Genomic DNA, 22,336 nt, shown 5'->3' with positions numbered 1-22,336 from the left:
ATATTAAACTTAAATATAAATATGCTATATAAACAAATGGAATATAAGAAATGGAAACAATTTAAGGTTCGCAGGGCTTTGGCTTTATGTAAATAAATATTTATCAAAACAGATGTAATATTTTTCATAAATTAGTTGTTATTAAACTATATATACATCAATACCAAAAAACAGTAACATGAAATCAACAACACTTTTTATTTCTGCGGCAATTGTTCTATTATCATCTTGTGAAGGAAAGCATGACAGGAGAAACAACGAAAATGAAAAAAACAACTGGGTAGAAAAAGTTGTTACAAATGATAACGGCCCCATCAGGCAAAAGGAAGTAACCGGAGATTTTGATGAAATCGAAGTTTCACAGGCTATTGACGCTGAAATTATAAAATCTGATATTGAAAAAGTAGTGATTTCCGCTCCTGAAAATATCATAGATGAGGTATTGGTGGATATAAGCGGTGGAAAACTTCATATCCATTACAAAAAAGGAATCCGCGTGATGAACACCCATAATGTTTCCGCAAAAATTTATACCAAAGATTTTACAAAGCTTAATGCCAATTCAGCTGCTAAAATTACGGTAAAAGATAAGTTCGTTCAGGATAAAACAACCATTGAGATATCCAGTGCAGCAACTGTTTCCGGTGATCTTGAAGCGAATGACTTTGATCTTTCTGCGGATAGCAGCAGCAATTTCAATGGGAAAGTTTGGGCGGTAGACCTGGATGTGGACGCATCTTCAGCTGCGAGCATTAATATTTCAGGAAAAGCAAAAAATGCGGAAGTTACTTCTTCATCAGGAAGCAGCATATCTGCAGAAAATGTAATTGCAAATAATGTAGACGCAGAAGCTTCCAGCGGCGCAAGCATACAGATCAGTGCTTCTTCATCCATTAAAGCAGAAGCCTCATCAGCCGGAAGTGTAAATGTGTATAAAAAAGGAAATGTAACTACGGTAACTAAAGAAGAAAGCAGTGGCGGAAGCGTAAGTATCCAATAACTAGCCGGCAGCTTCCTCATCTTCTTCATCGGATGAGGAACCTTCCCATTCGCGGTTATCAAAATTAAGATTATCGTAAGCCAATAATTCCTCCTCTCGCTGGAGGATTTCTTTTGTGGTAAAGAGAATAAGCTCGTCTTCCTCTTCTTTCATTTTGGCTAATTTTTTTACGGAAGCTTTATCAATAGCCATAAATCTTTGTGCGAGGCGCCTTGCTGCATATTTTCGCATTCCGGTTTCATGAAGAACGTCCACTGCCATATCAACGGCGGTTCCCAGTGTTTCGCGGTAGATATTTGTAATTCCGTTGTTGAGGTAATCATAGGCATCCAGCCTGTTTTTAGCCCTCACGAAAATTTTCACTTTAGGATAATGTTCGCGAACCAGATCTGCAATGAATTTATTATCATCAGGATCATCAAGACAAAGGACCAGAATTTCGGCATCTTCAATTCCCGCAGCTCTTAAGGTGGGAATTTTGGTGGCATCACCGTAATATACTTTGAAACCGTAGCTTCTCAATAATTTTACCCTGTCAGAATCCCGGTCCAGGACAGTGGCTGAGATTTTATTGGCCTTTAAAAGTCTTCCCACCGTACTTCCGAAATGCCCGAAGCCTACAATAATGATTTTCTTTTGAGAAACATTACTGTCCAGAATATTAAAATCATGATTGCCTTCCGGAATTTCCCTGATAAATCTTGGAGTAATCAGCTTATCATTAATCATTAAAAGAAATGGTGTAATGCACATGGTAATTGCCGTTACGGCCATCATTTGTGCATTCAGTTCAGGACTGATGAGATAAAGGCTTGAGGCGTAGTTAATCAATACAAAAGCAAATTCTCCCACCTGCGAAAGTGCAAATGCATAAAACAGGCTTTGAGGGCTGTCTATCCTGAAGAATTTTCCAATAGCATACAAAACAATAAATTTTATAGCTAAAACCGCAAAAACAGTACTGAAAATAAATACCGGATCATTCTGAATGATATTGAAATTCATTGTAGAACCCACACTTACAAAAAATACGGCGAGCAAAAGTCCTTTAAAGGGATCAATCTGTGCTTCAAGCTCGTGTCTGAACTCACTGTTGGCAAGCATTACGCCTGCAAGGAAAGCTCCTAACGCTGGCGAAAGCCCAATGGCAACCATCAGTTCTGAAACGCCGATCACCAGGAATAGGGAAGAGGCAGTTAAAAGTTCAGTCATCCCTGATTTTGAAACATATCTTAAAAACGGAACAAAAATGTAGCGTCCCAGTAAAATTAGTATCACAACACCCAAGATTACCGTTGCAAACTGAAGCCATTCGGGTAAAGTCTGGATGAGAACCTGGATGTCATTATCATTATGTTTTGCTTTATAATTCGCAATAAGCGGAAGTATAGCCAAAATAGGGATCACCGCAATATCCTGAAACAAAAGGGTAGAAAACGAAGCTTCCCCGGCGAGGGTTTTCAAATTGTTTTTTTCCTGCAAAGTCTGCAGAACAATAGCTGTAGAAGACAGTGCAAAGCACATGGCAATGGCAATCGCCTTATCAACCCTCCAGCCGGCCCATATAAAAACCAGAAAAAGCAAAGAAATCGTTAAAAGCATCTGGGTGAGCCCTAATCCAACAATTTTTTTTCGCATATCCCAGAATTTTCTGGGTTCCAGCTCAAGGCCAACCAAAAATAAAAGCATAATCACCCCGAATTCGCTGGCGTGCATAATGTCGTTCACATCTTTCCCTGTAAGCTTCAAAACGTAAGGCCCTATGATAATACCTCCTGCGATGTATCCAATTACAGAGCTTAATCCCAGCTTTTTTGCCAGCGGAACCATAATAATGGCAACGCCTAAAAAAATAAGGGTATTCATCGCTAGGCTGGTTTCCATAGGCTTACTGATTCAGAGATTCTGCGAACTCCTGCTTATGCAGAATGATATCTTTTTTTGATAATTTATTGGCTTCGTAAACGATTTTGATATTTTTGATATTGGCTTTAAAAACATTGAGGGAAACAATCAGTCCGCTGATCAATTCTTCCACGGTGTATTTATAAGTTCCTTCTTTGGTAAAAGATCTTTGTTTTCCGCCTGTGGTGACGAGAATATGAACTTCTTTGCCTTCCAGAGGATTGTATTCTCCCTCTTTCAGCCAGTCGCGATCAAAAACTTCATCTATCCAAAGCCTAAGCAAGGGCGGCATTCCAAACCAGATTAGAGGAAACTGGAAAATAAAACGGTCGTAAGTTTTTAATCTTTTTCTTTCACGAAAAGCGGCAATATGAAAATCCGGATATTCTTCGTAAAGATCCCGAAGGGTAAAATGCTGATGACGGACATAGAAATTGATGAGCTCTACATTTGAGTTTGAGTGCTCTAAATAAGGGTGCGCAAAAACTACCAACGTCTTCTTCATAAGCCTCTTTTCAGTAAATATAATGAAAAAAGCTTACATTAAAGGTAGGTTTTAATTAGGTTTATTAATTTTTTAATATAAAAAATAGAATTTTAAGTTAAATAAAAATAACGAATGAGTTTTAAATGAATTGAGGATATTTTTTAGTTTGTAAAGGCATTTTTCTCAGTAAAGAACGGTGTTGCTGTCATTCTGACGAAGGAAGAATCTCTTATTCAAATTAATTAAATTTAATTTAATAGTGTTTGTCTTTCCGTAAGAATCTCGATTTTGTTTAAATAAAACAGCTCAGATTCCTACGAAATGACAAACATTGTGGAAATGTATTTCAAATAATTATTTTAATTTTTAAAGTAATTTAAAGAGATTCAGAAGAAAGCAAACAGATATTTCTACCATCCTCCCGAAGCACCACCGCCTCCGAAACTTCCGCCACCGCCGAAGCCTCCAAAGCCACCGCCACCACCGGAACTGCCACCACCAAAGCCTCCTCCTCCGAAGCTGCCCGGGAAAGGGAAAAATCCGCCAGGATAATTTCTGCGTCCTCTTTTGGATAAAATGACATCGTCATCATCATAATTGCCGCCGCCGCGACCTCCGCCTCTGTTCCCGAAAATAATAATCAGGATAATGAAAATGATAAAAGCAATTATCAGAATTTTTCCTACACCACCATCTCCTCCTGCTTCCTGGTCATTCAATGGTTTGAATTTCCCCTGTACGGCTTCCATAATGGCAGAAGTTCCACGGTTGATTCCTTCGTACCATTCGCCCTGCTTGAAATGAGGAGTCACGATATAGTCTAGGATCTGTCCTGCAACAGATGCCGTGAGATACTGCTCAACAGCTCTTCCCTGCTGGATAGACATGGTTCGGTCTTCTGTTGCAATTAAAAAAACAATGCCGTTATCAACGCCTTTTTTACCTATTTTCCACTTTTGGCCGAACATGGTAGCCAGAAAATTCACATCTTCACCTTTGGTAGACTTTATAATCACCACTTCAATTTCCGTTGAGGTAGAATCTGCAAAGGCAATCAGCTTTTTATTAAGATCGTCTTTTTCCTGCTGGCTCAATAGATTAGCTTCATCAAAAACAGGATAAAGAACAGCCGGTTTTTCCGGAACAGTATATTGTGCTGATACAAAAGTGTAAAAGCAGATCAGTAGAAATGAAAATACTATTTTAAGAGAACGTAATTTCATTAGGTAATTCGTTGTGGTTCTCGCCTGTTATGGGAAAGTGTTTCTTTAATTCCAAACCTGTTTCCAGGATAGCGCTTTTTAAGGCTTTGTAATAATTTCCTTTTGCAAATTCAGAGGTAATAAAGTCGTGCAGATGATCCCAGTAAGACTGGTGTACTTTTTCATGAATTCCTTTATCCCCGATGATGGTAAGGTATTTTTGTTCAAAATTGACATGGAAAAGCACGGCATTTCTTTCCTTGGTTTTATTCAGGCATAATTCTTCGAAAACCTTGAAGGCAATTTTAGCATTGTCTCCTTCTGTATTGGAATCTATATGCACCCTTATTTCGCCGGTGGAATGATCTTCCGCAGACTGAATAGCTTCCACGAGGGAAGCTATCTGCTGATTTGTTAAGAATTTATTATCCATTATTCTGAGAATACTTCAGGTGCTTTCTGAGCTCCTGCATCCGCTTTGAAATAAGGTTTTTCTTTAAAGTTTGTAAAATTCGCCAGAATATTATTCGGGAAAGTTTTGATGGATGTATTATAATCCTGAGCTGCTTCGTTATAGTAAACAGTTTCTGTTCTGATGCTGTTTTCGATAGCTGTATATTCTCTCTGGAAATTAATGTACTGCTGATCCGCTTTCAAGTTGGGATACTGCTCTACAACGGCCATCAATCTGCTTAATGCACCTGTAAGTTCACCCTGTGCAGCCTGGAATCTTGCGATATCCTGCTCTGTCATATTCGTAGGGTCTACGTTGATAGAAGTTGCTTTTGAACGGGCTTCAATCACTTTCGTTAAAGTTTCCTGCTCAAATTTTGAATATGATTTTACCGTTCTTTCCAGATTCGGGATCAGGTTGGCTCTTTTTTGATAAACGGTCTCTACATTAGACCATTTTGTATTTACATTTTGTTCTTTCGTTACAAAGCTATTGTAGCCGCTTTTCCCCCAGAAAAATAATACTGCAACAATAATAAGGAGAGCAATACCGATGGTTCCGGCGCTCAGACAGCCCTTGTTTTTCATAGTTTATTTTTTTTTAAAATTTTTTTGTGCTTACCAAATATACAAATTATGTGCTAATTTTGTAAAAATTATTTTAATGACGACAATAGTGGTGGCAATGGGAGAGAAGAATGAAATTGGTTTTGAAAATCAGTTGCTTTGGCATCTCCCGAAAGATTTAAAGCACTTTAAAGATATTACTTCGGGGCATCCGGTGATTATGGGAAGAAAAACCTATGAAAGCATCGGGAAACCGCTTCCCAACCGTACGAATATTGTGGTTTCCAGACAGAAAGACTGGTTTGAAGAAGGGATTTTAATTGTCGGAAGCATTAAAGAAGCTGTGAAATTCGCAAAAAAAATTGATGAGGATATCTTTATCATCGGAGGCGGAAATATTTATGAGCAGACAATGGATGTAGTTGACAGGCTGGAAGTTACTTTAGTGAAGGCAGACCTTCAGGCAGATACATTTTTTCCAAAAATCGATGAAAAAATCTGGAAAAAGGTAAGTGAAACCTGCCACGAAAAAGACGAAAAAAATCAATATGATTTTTGTTTCCAGACATTTGATAAGGTTAAAAGTGAATAGTTGTAAGAATTCTGGCTTCTAACTGCTAGCTTCTAACCTCTAAATTCTTTATCTTTGCACTTCTAAAATTTACTAATGAATAAATACATAAAGTTCGGAATCTCTGCTTTATTTATTGCAGTAGCTGTTTATCTGATGATGAACAGGAATATCGGCTGGGGAATAGTTTTGATCGTACTTTCTGCTTCACCGGTTTTACTTTTCTTTAAAAATGAATATATTCTTTTGGCTTTCTGGCAATTGAGAAAACAAAATATGGAAAAGGCCGCAGAATGGCTTTCTAAAATTACCAACTACCAATCTCAGCTTCACAAGTCTCAGTATGGATATTTTCATTATCTAACGGGGCTGACTCAGGCACAGGATCACCCTGCAAAAGTGGAGCCTCTGATGAAAAAAGCTTTGGAATATGGCTTAAATATGAAGCATGACAGAGCTATGGCTACATTAAATCTTGCCGCCGCAGCAATTTCTAAAGGAAGAAAGCAGGAGGGGCAAAAACTATTGGAAGAAGCAAAAAGGCTTGACAGTGCAGGAATGATGACGGACCAGATTAAAATGATGAAAGATCAGCTGAAAATGCCATCTATGCAAAAGCACATGCATAACCCTAATATGAGAAACAGAGGGAAATTCTTTTAATTGAGGGATTTAATTAAAAAATATAATTGCACTTGAGAGATCAGGTGCTTTTTTATTGTATTTATGTTATGGAATAATGCTTGTGAGATCCTTCGACTGCTTCGCGCTCAGGATGACATCGCTAATACTAAACTTTTTCAGTTATTAAGTTACTTGTGTCATCCTGAGCGCGAAGCAGTCGAAGGATTTTTTCTTAAGTTATTACATCTCAGAATTATTATGTTCATACCCATAAAATTTCGGGATCTGCCAATGGTATTTCACGGCTAAAGTTCTGATTGCCACAATTAGTAAAATGGTAAAAACCTGGATAATGGTATAAGAGAGTGTTGTGAATTTTGTTAATAATAAAAAAGCAGAACCGCCGACAATACAAGCAGTGGCATAAATTTCTTTCCTGAAAATCAAAGGAATCCTGTTAAGTAAAATATCCCGGATAATCCCTCCAAAACAGCCGGTAATGGTCCCTAAGCCTATACATATTAAAGGGTGAATATCTGCATGTAATCCTTTCTGAACACCGATAATAGTAAATAATCCGAGCCCGAAACTATCAAAAATAAACAAGGTTACCCTGAAATTTTTTTCAAATGATTTAAAAACCATCGTGAAAATACTGGTCAGGATAATTAATGCGCAGGTTAATAAATCGTGCATCCAGAAAACCGGAATATCCAGCAATAAATCCCGGACAGTTCCCCCGCCTACAGAAGTTACGAAGGCAATAATCAATACACCGAACGGATCAAGCCTTTTCTGCATTGCAGCGAAGCTTCCCGACATCGAAAATGAGATCGTTCCAAGGACTTCTATGGCAAAATTGAACTGTTCGTGCATAATATTTATGAGTAATAAGCAATGGGTAATCAGTAATATTAAATTATGGCGTTTTGCTTTGGGATAATTTAAACTTATATGATGTCATTACTTTAACCAATTCTTCACATTCTTGTTTTAAATGTAAAATTTTTTCATGACTTAAATATTCGAGTTCCTCAATTATATCAAGCCAAAGTTGAGTTTCATCAATTTCTTCGACCACGATGCAAAGTTTCGCAAATCTTTCTTTATCGGATCTTGCTCTTGAAACCGCTCTGTAATTGGCTGCTACAGAAGTCGCGGATCTGATAATTTGTTTCCTGATAACTGAAAGGTCGTCAGAATAGGGTAATGGTGATAAAGATTTAATAATAGAAACTGAAAACCTTTTAGTTCTATCCCTAAATACTTGATTGAAATCTGTAGTAATAAAATTACTCATTACCCATTACTTATTATTAACTCTTACGGCTTCCGGAACCAACAATTCATATTCGCCGTTGTGATTGATAATTTCTCTTACAATGCTGCTGCTGATGAAAGATTTTCCTGATGAGGTTAATAAAAATATCGTCTCCAGTTTTTTATGAGCTAAAGTCCTGTTGGTGTGGGCGATCGCTTTTTCAAATTCAAAATCTGCCGGATTTCTCAGGCCTCTGAGAATGTACTGTGCATTTTTTTCGAAGCAGTAATCTACCGTTAAGCCTTCGAAAAAATCTACTTCCACATTTGGGAATTCGGCAACGGAATTTTGGATAAACTCCATTCTTCTTTCCAGTGGAAACATATATTTCTTCTGAGAATTCTGCCCGATAGCTATAATTAATTTATCAAAAAGCGGCGCCGCTCTTTCTATAATATCATAATGCCCTAAAGTAATAGGATCAAAAGACCCCGGAAAAACAGCAATTTTCATGCGTATACAGTTATAAGTTATGAGTTATAAATCGCAATTGTGGATAGTAGTGAATCTTCAAATTTGAGTTTTGCCTTCTGCCATCATCAATCTACTAATTTCTAACTTCTAATTACTAATTCTAAATTTATTTAAAGCTTTTTCAACTTCATTTCCACAAAGGTCTGTGATTGAAATTCCGTAGATTTTTGCCTGTTGGGGAAGAATACTTGCGGGTGAGAATCCCGGGTTGGTATTCATTTCCAGCATGTAGGGAATGCCGTCCATTAAAATGAATTCACTTCTTGAAAAGCCACTCATTCCAAGAGAATTGTAGGCTCTTTTAGCAATTTCTTCTACCCGGATTCTTGTTTCATCGTCAATTCTTGCAGGGGTAATTTCCTCGGAAGCTCCTTCATATTTCGCTTCATAATCGAAGAATTCATTCTGAGGGACAATTTCTGTAATTCCTAAAACAATGGTTTCGCCTTTATAATCAATTACTCCCACAGAAACTTCCATACCGTCCAGGAAACTTTCAATTAAGATTTCATCATCTTCCTTGAAGGCCACTTCTGTTGCAGCGATCAATTCTGATTTTTCTTTAACCTTTGAAATTCCCAGTGAAGAGCCCGATTGATTGGGCTTAACAAAAACAGGCAGCCCCAGACTTTCTATAATTTCATCTGTATTTATTTCCTCTCCTTTTCTCAAATAAACACTCTTTGCAGAAGGGATTCCGTATTTTGAAAGCACGGCCAGTGTATCTTTCTTATTGAATGTCAAAGCACTCTGGTAAAAATCGCATCCGGTATATTTTTGTCCGATAGCATCCCAGTAAGCCTGAAGGATACCGTTCTCACCGGGTGTTCCGTGGATAATATTAAAGCAGACATCAAATTTCAATGTTTTATCTTCCAGCATTACCGAAAAGTCACCTTTGTTGATTTCGTGTTTTTCGCCATTTTCATTTAAAAAATACCACTCATCTTTCAGAATAACTACTTTATATACATCGTAAAGATTTCTGTCTAAGGAATCATAAATTAATTGTCCGCTTTTTAATGATACAACATATTCGTCTGAATAGCCTCCCATTACTACGGCAACACTTTTTTTGCTCATAACCGTTAAGTATCAATTAGGGCAAATTTAATGAAATTATGCAATGCAATACGGGAAATTCATAAATTTTAAAATTCAAAATGAATTGTGTTAAATTAAAAGCACATTCTAAAATTATTAATTATATTTGCTGTCTAATTATAGTAATTTTAAGTATGCTTAAATCACTTTTCAATTGGAAAGTTTTACTGAACTTAGTCGTAGCCATCGGCGTTTTTGTGGGGTTGGTCTGGCTTACGTTTCGTTGGTTGGAATATCATACTAACCATGGTCAGGAAATTCCGGTTCCTAATATTGTAAATAAATCTGTACAGGAAGCCATCAAGATATTGGACGATTCAGGATTGGAATACGAGGTAGACAGTGCCCAGTATAATCCTAAATACAGGCCTTTCCAAGTGTTGCAGGTATATCCTACACCCGGTTCCCGCGTAAAAGACGGAAGATCAATTATATTAAAAGTAAATCCAAGAACCTGGGCAAAAGTGGAGGTTCCGGATGTGATCAATAAATATTCCGGGCTGGCTTTCCAGAGACTGGAGCAGGTAGGCCTGAAAGTAGGGGATACGCTTTTTGAACCTAGTATTCAGAAAGATGCTGTATTGAGAATTATCTATAAAGGAAATGCTGTAAAACCAAAGACAAAACTCCCTAGATTCTCAACTGTAGACGTTGTAATCGGATCTGGTCCTATGAGAAACATACCAATCCCAAATGTTGTAGGATTAACGGTAAAAGAAGCAAGAGCCATTATTGCAAGAAATATGTTTGAAGTAGGACTCGTAGAGCATGAAGACGGAAGCAAAGACGAATCTGATATTATCTATTATCAGGATCCGGCAGCAGGAGATGCAAGGGATCAGGGAATGCAGATCGATCTCTGGGCAAGTAAGAAAACACCGGCAGAGCTTGGTGCTAAAATAGAACAGCTGAACTCCATATACAGAATGAAAGTAGACACTTCTCTGCCTCCGATACAATATGAAGAAGTTCCTGCTCATCCGGAACCTCATTATGAGTCACCGGCAAATATTCCGGCTCCGGAACCTAGAAGAGAAACTCCGAAACCGGCTGAAACAAAACCGGAAGTAACGAAAACTACAACTGCAAAACCGGCGGCTTCTGCAACAGAAAATAAACCTAAAGCTTCTACAGCAGCAAATAACGCTGGAAGCACATCAAATAAAACAACAACTACAACCACGCAGAAACCTGCAGAAAAGCCAAAAGCTAAAAAAGTAGTCGTAGAATAATAAGCAGATGCTATAAAAAATACAGGCTTCAACTCATCATGTTGAAGCTTTTTGTATAAAAAATAAGACAATGACAGAAGATAACGAAGATTTTTTGGATGAAGAATTATTAGACCAAAACAGTATTGATAATATTGATATTGATGAGGAAAATAAGGGATTGTATGAACATCTTAATATCACTGTTGATAAAAGTCAGGAGCCATTAAGAATTGATAAGTTTTTATTGATTTTCCGCCAGAATTCTTCAAGGAATAAGATCTCACAAACCTGCCGTGCCGGAAACGTAATCGTAAACGGTGTTGCTGTAAAGCAAAACTATCGAGTAAAGCCTGGAGATCAGATTTCGGTACTATTGGCGCATCCTCCGAGGGAGAATGTGATTATTCCGCAAAATATTCCTATTAATATTGTATACGAAGATGATGATCTTATCGTTGTTGATAAAGAACCGGGAATGGTTGTTCATCCGGGATTCGGGAACTGGGACGGAACTCTTGTGAATGCGCTGGCTTACCATTTTGAGCAGAACGGAGAAAAATCCGATCTGGACCGGGTAGGATTGGTTCATAGGATCGACAAGGACACTTCAGGATTACTGGTTATTGCTAAAAATGAATATGCCTTAAGTTATCTGGCCAAACAATTCTTTGACAGAAAAACAAAAAGATTATACTGGGCTTTTGTCTGGGGAAATGTACAGGACGATGAAGGCACTATTAGAGGCCATATCGGCCGTCATCCTAAAAACAGGATGCAGATGCACACCTATGAAGACGGAAGCCAGGGAAAACATGCGGTGACTCATTATAAAGTTCTGGAAAGATTTAGATATATGACATGGGTGGAATGCAAACTGGAAACAGGAAGGACTCATCAGATCAGGGCACACTTCAAACATATCGGCCATACGCTGTTTAATGATGAAAGATATGAAGGGCATACTCCGCTTCGGGGAGTGAATCTGCCTAAGTATAAGCAGTTTATAAAAAATGTTTTCGACATTTTGCCGAGACATGCGCTCCATGCGCACACTTTAGGATTTATACATCCTACTACAAAGAAGGAATTATATTTTGAGAGCCCAATGCCGAAAGATATGGCGGATGCTGTAAAAAAATGGAGAAATTATTTAGAAAACTAAAAATATATTGAGAATTTTTTTATATTTGTTGAATTGAAATCAAGATTTGTTATGAGAAAACTATATGCTATCGTATGTTTAGCTCTTTTGTCAAATGCATACAAAGCACAAGAAACATTACCATACTATCAACAGTACCTTTTGGATGGTGAGTTTCTTTTCAACCCTGCACAATATGGTAAAACAGACTATGTGCAGCTTAATCTTAACTATCAGCAGCAATTTTCGAAGTTCAGCGAGTCTCCCAACGTACAGTCTGTGGGGATTAACGCGAACATCTTTGATAGAGTAGGAGCGGGTTTATCTGTATTCAGAGACAGTAATGGCCCTATCTCTGCAGGAGGTATTACGGCTGGTGCTTCCTATTTTATCCCTCTTAGCAGCGAAGGAGACAGAAAAGACCAGTTCTCTTTCGGTACAAGCGTTAGCTTTTACAACATGAATTTTGATTATTCAAAAATCAATACACAGGATGCTTCAGACCCCTTATTACAGGGGAGTGAAAGTAATATCTTCATGGCGTATGCCAACTTTGGTGCACAGGCTACTTATAGAAATATCTTCGCAGGAGTTTCTGTAAATGATATTGCACTTACCAATGATGAAGCTATCGTAAACGGACGTGAGCCTTCTCCGATCAAATTCTTCTTAAACTTAGGATATGACTGGCATGTAGGAGATAACATCTATTTCACACCATCAGCTTTAATCAACCTTAATACGAACTCTACAAGAACAATCGATTATAACTTAATGGGTACGTTCTTTAATGATATCAACTCATTCTCTTTCGGGGTAAGCTACAGATCTGTTCAGAACAGATTTGACAGTCAGCAATTACAGATTGCACCGGTAGTAAAAGTAAGATTCAATAAATTCATGATTGGAGCTACTTACAACCTTGGTTTATCTGATATTCAGGAATATGGAGGAAACAGCTTCATGATCGGGTTAGGATATAACTTCGATAACTTCATTAACCACAGAGGTTATAGATATTAATTGATTTAATTTAAATAAATTTGAGCTCTGAAATTTTTCAGGGCTTTTTTTATGATCTATATTCACATCCCGTTTTGTAAGCAGAAATGCAGCTATTGCAATTTTCATTTTTCAACTTCTTTAAACTTTAAAGATGAAGTGCTTGCTGCCATGAAGAAGGAAATCTTTTTACGAAAAGATGAGCTGCAAAACAAAAGCTTACAGACGCTTTATTTCGGTGGCGGAACTCCCTCCATACTTTCAGCTGATGAAATCAGGTCTTTAATAGATGAGGTCTTAAAATATTTCAGCTTCGATGGAGACATTGAAATCACCTTGGAAGCCAATCCGGATGACTTGGATAAAAACTTTTTAAAAGGATTATCAAATTCACCAATCAACAGATTGTCTATCGGAACCCAAAGTTTTTTTGAGGAAGATTTAAAATTAATGAATCGTGCACATACGGCAAACGAAGCCGAAGATTCTATCAAGAGAGCACAGGATTTCGGGTTTGAAAATTTAAGTATTGATTTAATTTACGGTTCACCAACTTCCAATCTTGAAATCTGGAAGGAAAATTTAAATAAGACCATCACTCTTGAAGTTCCACATATATCATCGTATGCCTTAACGGTGGAACCGAAAACTGCACTGGAGAACTGGATTGCAAAAGGAAAAATAATAAGCCCGAAGGAGGAGGAACAAAACAGAGAATTTTATTATTTATCGGATTTTTTGAAAGATCATGGATTTGAACACTATGAAGTTTCCAATTTTGCGAAACCTGGTTTCTATTCAAGGCACAATTCTTCTTACTGGAAATATAAGGAATACCTGGGAATCGGGCCTTCGGCACATTCTTACAACGGTTTTGATGTAAGAAGCTGGAATGTTGCTAATAATCAACAATATATTAAAAAATTAAATTCCAATCTTTTGGCCAAAGAAGAAGAAGTTCTGTCTCAAAAAGATCAGTTCAATGAAATGATTATGATTGGGTTAAGGACCATTTGGGGGGTAGATCTGGAAAGTTTAAAAGAGAAATTTAATGATAAAATTCTGGAATATTTTCAAAGAGAAATTAAATCAAAATTAGAAGAAAAAGTTTTAATTATTGAAGAAAATCACTTAAAAATTCCCGAAAAGCATTGGTTTATGGCGGATGGCATTGCTTCGGATTTGTTTATGGTATAAGCTGGAAGCCAGAGGCAGGAAGATGGAAGACCGGTTTGTGGAAAAACTTCAAACACCCAGCTTCAAGCATCCAACAAATTCACTATTTTTGTATAAAATTTCAGCTCAATTTTGAAAACTAAGAAACAAGATTATTCGCATCTTTCACCAAAACAGCCTATCGGGATTTTTGATAGTGGAGTGGGAGGATTAACGGTAGCCAAAGAAATTAAAAGACTTCTTCCTAATGAAGATTTAATTTATTTTGGAGACACAAAACACCTTCCGTACGGCGAAAAATCTAAAGAAGCCATCATTGAATATTCTACTAAAATCACCAATTTTCTGCTTGAACAAAACTGTAAGGCAATTGTAATTGCATGCAATACGGCTACAGCAAACGCTTTGAACGAAGTAATGCAGTCGGTGGCCGGGAAAGTTCCTGTAATTGACGTTATTAATCCAGTTGCAGAAAAAGTTTCGTATGAAATTCATAATAATGTAGGAGTGATTGCAACAAAAGCAACCGTAAATTCTGGCTTATACAAGAAAAGTATCCGTAAGCATAATAAATGGATCAAAGTGGATGAGCTGGCAACGCCTCTACTGGTTCCGGCAATTGAAGAAGGTTTCAAAAATCATCCGATTACACATGCTATTATTTATAATTATTTGAGCAATAGTAAATTAAAAAACATTGAAACCTTGATTTTAGGATGTACTCATTATCCTTTATTAATCGACGAAATCAAGCAATATTACGGAAATCGCGTTCGTGTAATAGATTCCCCAAATATCGTAGCGAATCATTTGAAAATTATTTTAGATAAATACCATCTTCTGAATGATCAGAATCCAAAACCGAATTATCATTTTTATCTTTCGGATTTAACGAAAAACTTTGAAAAAATATCAAAGAAATTCTTCGGGAAATCAATCGACTTAGAACTAAAAGTATTATAAATAATAAAGCTGTCTCTATTTGAAACAGCTTTTATTGATATTAAAAGTTATTTGGATTTTTATAAATTCCTCTATCGCTCGGTTTGTCATCCCGTAGGGATCTAAGCATAGTATTAGAGAAAAATAATGAAAAGATTAGTGCCTAGATCCCTATGGGATGACAAACTGCGTGGATATTTTTTATATTTCCAAGATCACTTTCTTATTTTCCAATCTCTTTTTCGGAGTGTGAATCGGCTGGTTTTTATCGTCATCCGACTTTTTACCGATTACTACAGCAAAAAGGCTTTCATATTTTTCATTATTTAAAATAGCATCATATTTCTCTGTTTCAATTCCTTCCATTGGCGTAGAATCGATCTCCATGGCTGCACAGGCAGAAAGGAAAACCCCAAGAGAAAGATAAACCTGATGTTTTAGCCAGGATTTAATTTCAGCTTCACCTTTTGGTTTTACAAAAGTTTTATAATAATTAATTGATCCTTCAGGCAGATTTTCTTCTATTTGTTTTTCAAAATCTGCGGGATTTTTCAGGGTTTGAAATACAATAAGCTGGCTGCTCTCCAATACTTTCTCTTTGTTAAAATAGGAAGCATCGGCCAGCTGCTGTTTAACTTCAGGATTACTAACGAATACAAAGTTCCATGGCTGGCTGTTAATAGAAGATGGGCTTAGGTGTAAGATTTCTTTAAGTTCCTGTATTTGTTCTTCGCTTACACTACCCTGAGGATTATACTTTTTAACACTATATCTCGATTTCATTTTGTCTAAAAAGTTCATAATTTTATACTATATTTTTTATAGTTGCAAAACTAATGTAAGTTTATTAACTTTGCAATAACGGTCTAAAAAGATAGTAAGAGATGTATACAATAGACAATAAAAATTACCCGTGCTGTACTACCGTAACCATGCGGTTTATCGGGGGAAAGTGGAAATCTGTGATCTTATATCATCTTGTCGATGATGCTAAAAGATATAATGAATTAAGGAAACTGATTCCTACAATTACAGAAAGAACTTTAAGTCTTCAGCTAAAACAACAGAAAAGTTTACACGGAAAAGCCGCCATTAATGGTAGAATATTCATTAACGGAATTTGGAAAAACATTAATTCCTGTATTGAAAGAAATAGCAAAATGGAGCGAAGAAGCAGTGCAAAACTCATACAAAGTAGAGGTTATAAGCCATCATACTGGTAAAGAATTTCCAAAAGGTTTATCCTGATTATTCTGAAATATCAGTATTATCTTCTTTATTTGGCTCAAAAAAGCTGAAGCTTACATTTCCGTATTTTCTGGTATCAGTCAGATTCGGATGGTCAAATTTCATACGGCTCTGGTGCTCTATGACTAAGATTCCGTTTGGTTTCAGGTATTTATTATTTAAAACCAAAGAAATTATTTCGTAGTATTTTTTTTCTTCCATTTCGAAAGGCGCATCAGAAAATACTAGTTCAAAAGATTTTTTGTTTCTGAATTTTTTCAGCCAGTCGAAAACATCTCCCCGCTGAACATTCACCTGCAGGGCCATATCAAGTTCTGCAGCTGTAGAATTGATAAAAGCCGTATGTTTAGGGTTCATTTCCACGGAAGTTACGTCCTGACATCCTCTTGAGGCAAATTCCAGTGTGATGGAACCAATTCCGGCAAAAAGATCCAGCACAGAAATTGACTGCATATCATATTTGTTCTCAAGAATACTGAACAAAGCTTCCTTCGCAAAATCCGTTGTAGGTCTTACATCAAAATTTCTGGGAGCGGCTATTTTCTTGGCTTTCCATCTGCCTGAGATTATTCTGAACATGTTTTTTAGGATTTAGGATTTGGGATTTAGGAAATTAAGGTTTTTTGTCAAACTAAGCCCTAATTGCTAATTCCTTATACCTTAATTAAGTATAAAGTTTTTATTAGGAATATTATCATATATAATTTTCAGGTTCTTTACGAACTTCTGTAATTCCGAAATAAAGGTTTCATTTTCAGTGGTTTCACCATAAGCGTAGAAATTGGTTTCATTAATTCCAAAACCTATTTTGCTTAAAGTAAACATCACGAAATAAAGAAAATCAACCTCAGAATTTACATCCAGATTATTGTATAAAATAACTTTTTTGTTGTCTATAGCGAAAAACTCACATTGATTATGATAAAGATTAATGTGAATTTCCTTGTTATTTTTATTATTAATTGAATTTAAAAACTTTTCACCGGAAAAATTAAAATTGACAGGCAATGCCAGCTCTTTAATTTTCTTGTAAAAATTCTTTGGGAAAGTATAATAAAACTGAACTTTAAATTTTTCATTGATGGAAAGCATCAATTCTTCCTTTTCCTTGTCTACAGGGGCATTGTAAGCAATTAAATCAAATCCTGTCTCATGCTGCGAAAATCCTTCAGGCATCAGGGTAAAATGATTCAGTGCAGAGATTACCTGAATTTCATCAAATCTTTGCCTGATCAAAACTTCATCCAGCTGATCCGCGATAAAATTCTCCGGCGATTCTTCGTCCACGAAATAAGATTTCTCTTCCACAATGCTTTTATTCTTAGCAATCTGGTAGGTTAATCCGTCTTTGGTAAAAAGTAAATTAAGTACGTTCATATTTCAATTCCTGCAAATTTAGTGAAATTCTACCATTACCGCACCCGATTGATGATGAAGTATTTCCTTATTATAAAAATCGAGGCCGGCCTGGCTTTCCAGAACATCAAAAACCATTCTCTGAAGTATACCATCACCGATTCCGTGAACAATTTCAAGTCTTTTCAAATGATTTTTACGGCAAAATTCAAGTGTATTCAATAATTTTTCTTTTTGTATGAAAAGCCGCTCAAAACTGTCATAATCATTAGGATTTTTAACCAAATTGTGAAAATGCAGATCAAGAACCAATGCATTTTTCTGGTGTTTTTTGGAAATGTTTTTCTTGGGCTCCGCTTTTTTTACAACTTTAATGTTTTCGTATAAATCAGAATTTTTTGGAACAAGTTTCTCTTTCGGGTATTGATAGGTAAAGCCGTAATTGTCTTTAAAAACGACGATATTTCCGTTGACCGAAGTCACCACTCCGCTCAAATCTTCATCTACCACAGAAACTTTATCGCCTATTTTCATATTTGTCATTGCGAGGACCGAAGCAATCCTTTTCCTCAACTTTTTTAATGATTAAAATTTAGGGCCCAGCTCAATAATTTCTAAATCCTTAATCTCCGAACCATCAATCACAAACCGCATCATCGTCCTCACTTTATGCCATCCCTGTTTTCCACACGCACCGGGATTCAGATGGAGCAGATTATTTTTACTGTCAAACATCGCTTTCAAAATGTGTGAATGCCCGGAAATAAAAAGGTTTGGAGCTTTCTCCGAGATTTCTTTTTGGGCTAAAGGAGTATATTTTCCGGGATAACCGCCAATATGAATCATCAAAACTTCCACATTTTCACACATAAAACGACTCACTTCCGGAAATTCCGAACGGATTTTTGCGTTGTCAATATTTCCGTAAACGCCTTTTAATGGTTTGATTTTTTCAAGCTGTTCAATCACGTCCATACTCCCAAAATCTCCGCCATGCCAGATTTCATCAGCCTGTTGGGCATATTCTAGAATACGGTCGTCTATGTAGGAATGAGAATCGGAAAGCAGAAGGATTTTTGTCATGAATATATATAACTGTTTTTTTGACATCACAAATTTAACTAATAAAACCCGAATTGATTAACTTTGAAAAAATTAAAAAAATGAAGCAGAAACTTTCTTTTTTCCTTCTTCTTTTGGCTGTTGGGATTTTCAATGCGCAGGTGGAGGAGAAGAAAATGGATGAATTAATCCAGAATACATTAAAAACTTTCGATGTTCCGGGCATGTCCGTGGGTGTCATCAAAGATGGAAAGGTTATTTACTCAAAAGGTTTTGGAGTACGTTCTTTAACGACAAAGCAGCCGATGGATGATCAGACATTGGTAGGAATAGCCTCTAATTCCAAAGGTTTTACCTGTACTGCCCTTGCGATTCTGGCCGATGAAGGTAAGCTGAACTGGGACGATAAAGTTTCAAAATATATCCCCGAATTTCAAATGTACGATCCGTATGTTTCTCAAAACGTAACAATTAAAGATTTGGTGACTCACAGAGCCGGATTAGGGCTTGGCCAGGGAGACCTGATGTTCTTTCCGGAAGGCGGAAGCCTCACCGTGAATGATATTGTTCACAATGTAAGATATTTAAAACCGGAAAACCCTTTCAGAACGACTTTAGATTATAATAACATCATGTTTATCGTTGCCGGTGAGGTGATTCACAGAGTTTCCGGGTTGAGCTGGGCAGATTTTATCGAACAGAGAATCATGAAGCCTGTCGGTATGAATTCAAGCTTCGGGAGCTACAACAGAGCGAAAGCGGTTGCCAACAAAATTGATGCGCACGCACCAGTGGATGGGAAAGCAATTGCTGTTCCCCACGACTGGAATGAAACGGCCAATGCAGCCGGAGGAATCATGAGCAATATTAAAGACATGACGCTTTGGGCAGAATGCTTACTGAATAATTTTACAACAAAGGACGGCAAAAAATTAGTTTCAGATAAAAATGTACAGCAGCTTTGGAGCTTGCAGATTCCGGCAGGTACCGCTCCGAAAAGCCCTTATGATACGGGTTTCTATGGCTATGGGCTGGGATGGTTTCTGAGTGATGTTAAAGGCCATAAGCAAATTCAGCATACAGGCGGATTGATCGGGACGGTAACGCAGTTCACTTTGATTCCTGATATGAAGCTTGGAATTGTTGTTTTGACAAACCAACAGTCAGGAGCCGCCTTCAACACGATTACAAATACCGTTAAAGATTCTTAATTAGGTATTGCAGACAGAAACTGGCTGAAAACATACGGCGACAGAATGAAAAAAATGGAGGAAGGGTTTGATAAGCAAAAGAAAGAAGCTTTCGCAAAATCTGATGCATTTAAAAAAGAGAAAAACCTTCAGCCGAAACCTGAGCAGTTTGTCGGAATTTACAATGATAAGTGGTTTGGTGACGTAGAAATTGCCAAACAGGGAAATATATATATAGAGTTTCCTGCAAAAATTCTCCAAGATTAAAAGGCGAATTATTGCCTTTTTCAAATAATTCTTTCATTATCAAATGGGACGACAGAAGCTATGATGCCGATGCCTACATTATTTTTGATTATGATGAAACAGGAAAAGCACAGTCCGCAAAATTGAAACCGATTTCAGAAATTACCGATTTCAGTTTTGATTTTGATGAGCTGGATCTGAGAAGGAAATAACGAAAAATAAATGATATTCAATTATATCAATAGGGACGGGCTTTAGCCCGTCTTTTTTTGTGTGTAGCGCTGGCTTTAGCCAAAACTTATGCTATTAAAATTCACAATTGACCATTCACAATTCACTTTAAAACCACTCCGACAAAAATTCTTTGAATTTTCGCCACCCCTCCAAAGGAGGGGAATTTGCGCGAGTGACTATATTTTCCCGGGGTCATAGAAAAAAAGCAATTTCTTTTGGGCGCCGTCAAATTCAGACCACGATTGGCAGTCTATCTCAAAACCGGCAACACCACATGTGGGGAAATGGAAGATATCTTCAGAAATAGAATTCGCAAAATTTGAAATCCCATTATTGTGTGAAAAAAAGGCAACCGATTCAAGATTATCATCCAGATCATAAATTACCGACTCAAAATTGCTTTCTGAGGGATTGTAAAGTTTCTCATCCGTTGTAATGTTGATATTGTAAGACTGGTTGAAAATTTTACACGTATTCAGCGCACGAACCGCGGGGCTTGATACAAAATAATCAATCGATATCTTATTGTCTTTCATAAACCGAGACATGTGCAGGGCTTCTTTTAACCCTTTGTCTGCCAATGGTCTGTCAAAGTCGTCCGTTTCTTCCGGCCAGTCGCTTTTCGCATGTCTTACAAGGATGAGTTTCTTCATATTATCGCTTTTTGGAAAAATAAAATTATAAAAAAAATAACGTAAAAAAACATGATTTATAAAAAAAACTGTGTATGAAATAAAATCATTAAAATTTACTAAATTTGCAGACTTATGGGACAGATACTCGCAATAGACTATGGAAAGGCGCGTTGTGGCATTGCTGCAACGGATGATATGCAGATTATTGCGAGCGGATTGGATACCGTTCAGACTGCTTTACTGGTGAGTTTTCTTAAAAAATATTTCACGGAAAACAAGGTAGATGAAGTGGTGATCGGGCTTCCTGTGGATTTAAAAGGGAATGCTTCCGAAGTGGAAAATGATATTTTAAAGTTCATAGAAACTTTTGAAAAAGAGTTCCCGGATATTAAAGTAAACCGTTTCGATGAAAGATTTACATCAAAAATGGCTTCGTTTTTTATATCACAAAGCGGAAAAAGCAAAAAACAGAGACAGGAAAAAGGATTAATAGATAAAGTAAGCGCAACCATCATATTGCAGAATTTTTTAGAACAAAGAACAAGATGATTTTACCGATAAGAGCCTTTGGTGACCCAGTTTTAAGAAAAGTAGGAAAGGATATTGATAAAGATTATCCTAACCTGCAGGAGCTGATAGGAAGTATGTTTGATACCATGTACAGTGCAAATGGCATAGGATTGGCAGCACCGCAAATCGGGCTGGATATCCGTCTGTTTGTGATTGATGTGAGCCCTCTGGCGGAAGATGAGGATTATGAAGATATCAAGGATGAGCTGGCAGAATTCAAAAAAGTATTCATTAATGCTAAAATTCTTGAAGAGTCGGGTGAAGAATGGAAATTCAATGAGGGATGCCTTTCTATTCCGGATGTAAGAGAAGATGTAAAGAGAAAAGGAACGATCTTAATTGAATATTATGACGAAAATTTTGTGAAACATACAGAAACTTTTTCCGATATTAGAGCCCGCGTAATTCAGCATGAATATGATCATATTGAAGGAATTTTGTTCACAGACCATTTAAGCGCTCTAAAAAAGAAGCTGGTAAAGGGAAAACTGACGAAAATTACTCAGGGTGATGTAAGCATTAATTATAAAATGAGATTTCCAAAATAAGTAAACAAGGATTAAAAAAATAAATATTAAAGCGCAAAAAGTTTCATGCGGAGCTTGTCTGAAG

At 36.9% G+C, this 22,336-nt stretch carries 28 protein-coding genes and 1 pseudogene; 14 read left to right on the top strand and 15 right to left on the bottom strand.

All coding sequences use genetic code 11. From position 1 onward, the window contains the following. The first annotated feature begins 178 nt into the window (after positions 1–178). Positions 179–1,000, top strand: coding sequence for a head GIN domain-containing protein (locus H560_RS0111360; RefSeq protein ID WP_027380157.1), 822 nt, complete (start codon positions 179–181; stop codon positions 998–1,000). Here H560_RS0111360 and H560_RS0111355 read toward each other — a convergent pair whose 3' ends face one another. The 5 genes from H560_RS0111355 to H560_RS0111335 form a co-directional block, all read right to left on the bottom strand. Beyond that, a complete protein-coding gene (locus H560_RS0111355) occupies positions 1,001–2,884 on the bottom strand; it encodes a monovalent cation:proton antiporter-2 (CPA2) family protein (protein ID WP_027380156.1) in 1,884 nt (627 codons plus the stop codon). It abuts the gene before it with no gap. 4 nt (positions 2,885–2,888) lie between these two features. Continuing rightward, on the bottom strand, positions 2,889–3,410 hold the full coding sequence (locus H560_RS0111350) for an NAD(P)H-dependent oxidoreductase (protein ID WP_027380155.1): 522 nt from the start codon (positions 3,408–3,410) through the stop codon (positions 2,889–2,891). A gap of 392 nt (positions 3,411–3,802) precedes the next feature. Then, the gene (locus H560_RS0111345; protein WP_027380154.1) at positions 3,803–4,615 is read right to left on the bottom strand and encodes a TPM domain-containing protein; all 813 of its coding nucleotides are present in this window, start codon (positions 4,613–4,615) and stop codon (positions 3,803–3,805) included. Beyond that, positions 4,596–5,027 (bottom strand): TPM domain-containing protein, encoded by a 432-nt coding sequence (locus H560_RS0111340; RefSeq protein WP_027380153.1) that lies wholly within the window; start codon positions 5,025–5,027, stop codon positions 4,596–4,598. Before H560_RS0111340 ends, H560_RS0111345 begins: the two co-directional genes overlap by 20 nt. Continuing rightward, on the bottom strand, positions 5,027–5,635 hold the full coding sequence (locus tag H560_RS0111335) for a LemA family protein (protein ID WP_027380152.1): 609 nt from the start codon (positions 5,633–5,635) through the stop codon (positions 5,027–5,029). The genes H560_RS0111340 and H560_RS0111335 overlap by 1 nt, the downstream gene beginning before the upstream one ends. Positions 5,636–5,711: 76 nt before the next feature. Here H560_RS0111335 and H560_RS0111330 point away from each other — a divergent pair, with 76 nt between their 5' ends. Beyond that, complete coding sequence (locus H560_RS0111330; RefSeq protein WP_027380151.1) at positions 5,712–6,206, top strand: dihydrofolate reductase; 495 nt, start codon at positions 5,712–5,714, stop codon at positions 6,204–6,206. A 75-nt stretch (positions 6,207–6,281) separates the two neighbouring features. After that, positions 6,282–6,848 carry a tetratricopeptide repeat protein gene (locus tag H560_RS0111325; RefSeq protein WP_027380150.1) on the top strand — a complete coding sequence of 189 codons (567 nt, stop codon included), beginning with the start codon at positions 6,282–6,284 and terminating at the stop codon, positions 6,846–6,848. A gap of 201 nt (positions 6,849–7,049) precedes the next feature. On the opposite strand, the gene H560_RS0111320 is transcribed toward H560_RS0111325, so the two are convergent. The 4 genes from H560_RS0111320 to H560_RS0111305 form a co-directional block, all read right to left on the bottom strand. Continuing rightward, positions 7,050–7,685 carry a trimeric intracellular cation channel family protein gene (locus H560_RS0111320; RefSeq protein ID WP_027380149.1) on the bottom strand — a complete coding sequence of 212 codons (636 nt, stop codon included), beginning with the start codon at positions 7,683–7,685 and terminating at the stop codon, positions 7,050–7,052. Between the two features lie 43 nt (positions 7,686–7,728). Beyond that, the gene (locus tag H560_RS0111315) at positions 7,729–8,109 is read right to left on the bottom strand and encodes a four helix bundle protein (protein WP_027380148.1); all 381 of its coding nucleotides are present in this window, start codon (positions 8,107–8,109) and stop codon (positions 7,729–7,731) included. Between the two features lie 6 nt (positions 8,110–8,115). Further along, complete coding sequence (gene coaD, locus H560_RS0111310) at positions 8,116–8,583, bottom strand: pantetheine-phosphate adenylyltransferase (protein WP_027380147.1); 468 nt, start codon at positions 8,581–8,583, stop codon at positions 8,116–8,118. Between the two features lie 108 nt (positions 8,584–8,691). Continuing rightward, a complete protein-coding gene (locus H560_RS0111305; RefSeq protein ID WP_027380146.1) occupies positions 8,692–9,687 on the bottom strand; it encodes a D-alanine--D-alanine ligase in 996 nt (331 codons plus the stop codon). A gap of 155 nt (positions 9,688–9,842) precedes the next feature. On the opposite strand from H560_RS0111305, the gene H560_RS0111300 reads away from it, so the two are divergent. From H560_RS0111300 to murI, 5 genes are all read left to right on the top strand, one after another. Then, the gene (locus tag H560_RS0111300) at positions 9,843–10,940 is read left to right on the top strand and encodes a PASTA domain-containing protein (protein ID WP_027380145.1); all 1,098 of its coding nucleotides are present in this window, start codon (positions 9,843–9,845) and stop codon (positions 10,938–10,940) included. Between the two features lie 70 nt (positions 10,941–11,010). After that, positions 11,011–12,084, top strand: a complete 1,074-nt coding sequence (locus H560_RS0111295) for an RluA family pseudouridine synthase (protein WP_027380144.1) — start codon at positions 11,011–11,013, stop codon at positions 12,082–12,084. 51 nt (positions 12,085–12,135) lie between these two features. Then, positions 12,136–13,086 (top strand): PorP/SprF family type IX secretion system membrane protein, encoded by a 951-nt coding sequence (locus H560_RS0111290; protein WP_027380143.1) that lies wholly within the window; start codon positions 12,136–12,138, stop codon positions 13,084–13,086. Between the two features lie 51 nt (positions 13,087–13,137). Then, positions 13,138–14,262: a radical SAM family heme chaperone HemW gene (gene hemW, locus H560_RS0111285; RefSeq protein ID WP_081413964.1), complete on the top strand. Its 1,125-nt coding sequence runs from the start codon at positions 13,138–13,140 to the stop codon at positions 14,260–14,262. Between the two features lie 111 nt (positions 14,263–14,373). Next, positions 14,374–15,204 carry a glutamate racemase gene (murI, locus tag H560_RS0111280; RefSeq protein WP_027380141.1) on the top strand — a complete coding sequence of 277 codons (831 nt, stop codon included), beginning with the start codon at positions 14,374–14,376 and terminating at the stop codon, positions 15,202–15,204. A 180-nt stretch (positions 15,205–15,384) separates the two neighbouring features. On the opposite strand, the gene H560_RS0111275 is transcribed toward murI, so the two are convergent. Then, positions 15,385–15,984, bottom strand: coding sequence for a nitroreductase family protein (locus tag H560_RS0111275; protein WP_027380140.1), 600 nt, complete (start codon positions 15,982–15,984; stop codon positions 15,385–15,387). An 83-nt stretch (positions 15,985–16,067) separates the two neighbouring features. Here H560_RS0111275 and H560_RS21465 point away from each other — a divergent pair. Next, a pseudogene (locus tag H560_RS21465) lies at positions 16,068–16,431 on the top strand (winged helix-turn-helix transcriptional regulator). Here H560_RS21465 and H560_RS0111265 read toward each other — a convergent pair. The 4 genes from H560_RS0111265 to H560_RS0111250 all read right to left on the bottom strand — a co-directional run bounded on the left by H560_RS0111265 (position 16,432) and on the right by H560_RS0111250 (position 18,870). Continuing rightward, positions 16,432–17,010, bottom strand: a complete 579-nt coding sequence (locus H560_RS0111265) for an RsmD family RNA methyltransferase (RefSeq protein WP_027380139.1) — start codon at positions 17,008–17,010, stop codon at positions 16,432–16,434. An 81-nt stretch (positions 17,011–17,091) separates the two neighbouring features. Continuing rightward, positions 17,092–17,808: a DUF3822 family protein gene (locus H560_RS0111260; protein ID WP_027380138.1), complete on the bottom strand. Its 717-nt coding sequence runs from the start codon at positions 17,806–17,808 to the stop codon at positions 17,092–17,094. Between the two features lie 18 nt (positions 17,809–17,826). Then, a complete protein-coding gene (locus tag H560_RS0111255; protein WP_027380137.1) occupies positions 17,827–18,321 on the bottom strand; it encodes a Smr/MutS family protein in 495 nt (164 codons plus the stop codon). A gap of 51 nt (positions 18,322–18,372) precedes the next feature. Beyond that, positions 18,373–18,870 carry a metallophosphoesterase family protein gene (locus H560_RS0111250; RefSeq protein WP_027380136.1) on the bottom strand — a complete coding sequence of 166 codons (498 nt, stop codon included), beginning with the start codon at positions 18,868–18,870 and terminating at the stop codon, positions 18,373–18,375. Between the two features lie 80 nt (positions 18,871–18,950). Between H560_RS0111250 and H560_RS21460 the strand changes: the two genes are divergently transcribed. The 3 genes from H560_RS21460 to H560_RS23750 are packed head-to-tail and all read left to right on the top strand — an operon-like array spanning position 18,951 to position 20,497. After that, entirely contained in the window at positions 18,951–20,060 is a 1,110-nt protein-coding gene (locus tag H560_RS21460; protein ID WP_228372465.1) for a serine hydrolase domain-containing protein, read from the top strand. A 45-nt stretch (positions 20,061–20,105) separates the two neighbouring features. Then, entirely contained in the window at positions 20,106–20,306 is a 201-nt protein-coding gene (locus H560_RS23755; protein WP_228372464.1) for a hypothetical protein, read from the top strand. An 11-nt stretch (positions 20,307–20,317) separates the two neighbouring features. After that, positions 20,318–20,497: a DUF3471 domain-containing protein gene (locus H560_RS23750; RefSeq protein ID WP_262486270.1), complete on the top strand. Its 180-nt coding sequence runs from the start codon at positions 20,318–20,320 to the stop codon at positions 20,495–20,497. A 198-nt stretch (positions 20,498–20,695) separates the two neighbouring features. Here H560_RS23750 and H560_RS0111240 read toward each other — a convergent pair whose 3' ends face one another. After that, entirely contained in the window at positions 20,696–21,172 is a 477-nt protein-coding gene (locus H560_RS0111240) for a SixA phosphatase family protein (protein WP_027380135.1), read from the bottom strand. A gap of 114 nt (positions 21,173–21,286) precedes the next feature. On the opposite strand from H560_RS0111240, the gene ruvX reads away from it, so the two are divergent. Together ruvX and def are read left to right on the top strand one after the other, a co-directional pair. Continuing rightward, positions 21,287–21,703 (top strand): Holliday junction resolvase RuvX, encoded by a 417-nt coding sequence (ruvX, locus tag H560_RS0111235; protein WP_027380134.1) that lies wholly within the window; start codon positions 21,287–21,289, stop codon positions 21,701–21,703. Continuing rightward, positions 21,700–22,272: a peptide deformylase gene (def, locus tag H560_RS0111230; protein ID WP_027380133.1), complete on the top strand. Its 573-nt coding sequence runs from the start codon at positions 21,700–21,702 to the stop codon at positions 22,270–22,272. Before ruvX ends, def begins: the two co-directional genes overlap by 4 nt. Positions 22,273–22,336 lie beyond the last annotated feature (64 nt).

Source organism: Chryseobacterium daeguense DSM 19388 (genome assembly GCF_000430825.1).
Taxonomy (GTDB): domain Bacteria; phylum Bacteroidota; class Bacteroidia; order Flavobacteriales; family Weeksellaceae; genus Chryseobacterium; species Chryseobacterium daeguense.
Note: the sequence above shows the minus strand (reverse complement) of the source record. Positions and strands in the feature narration are given on the sequence as shown.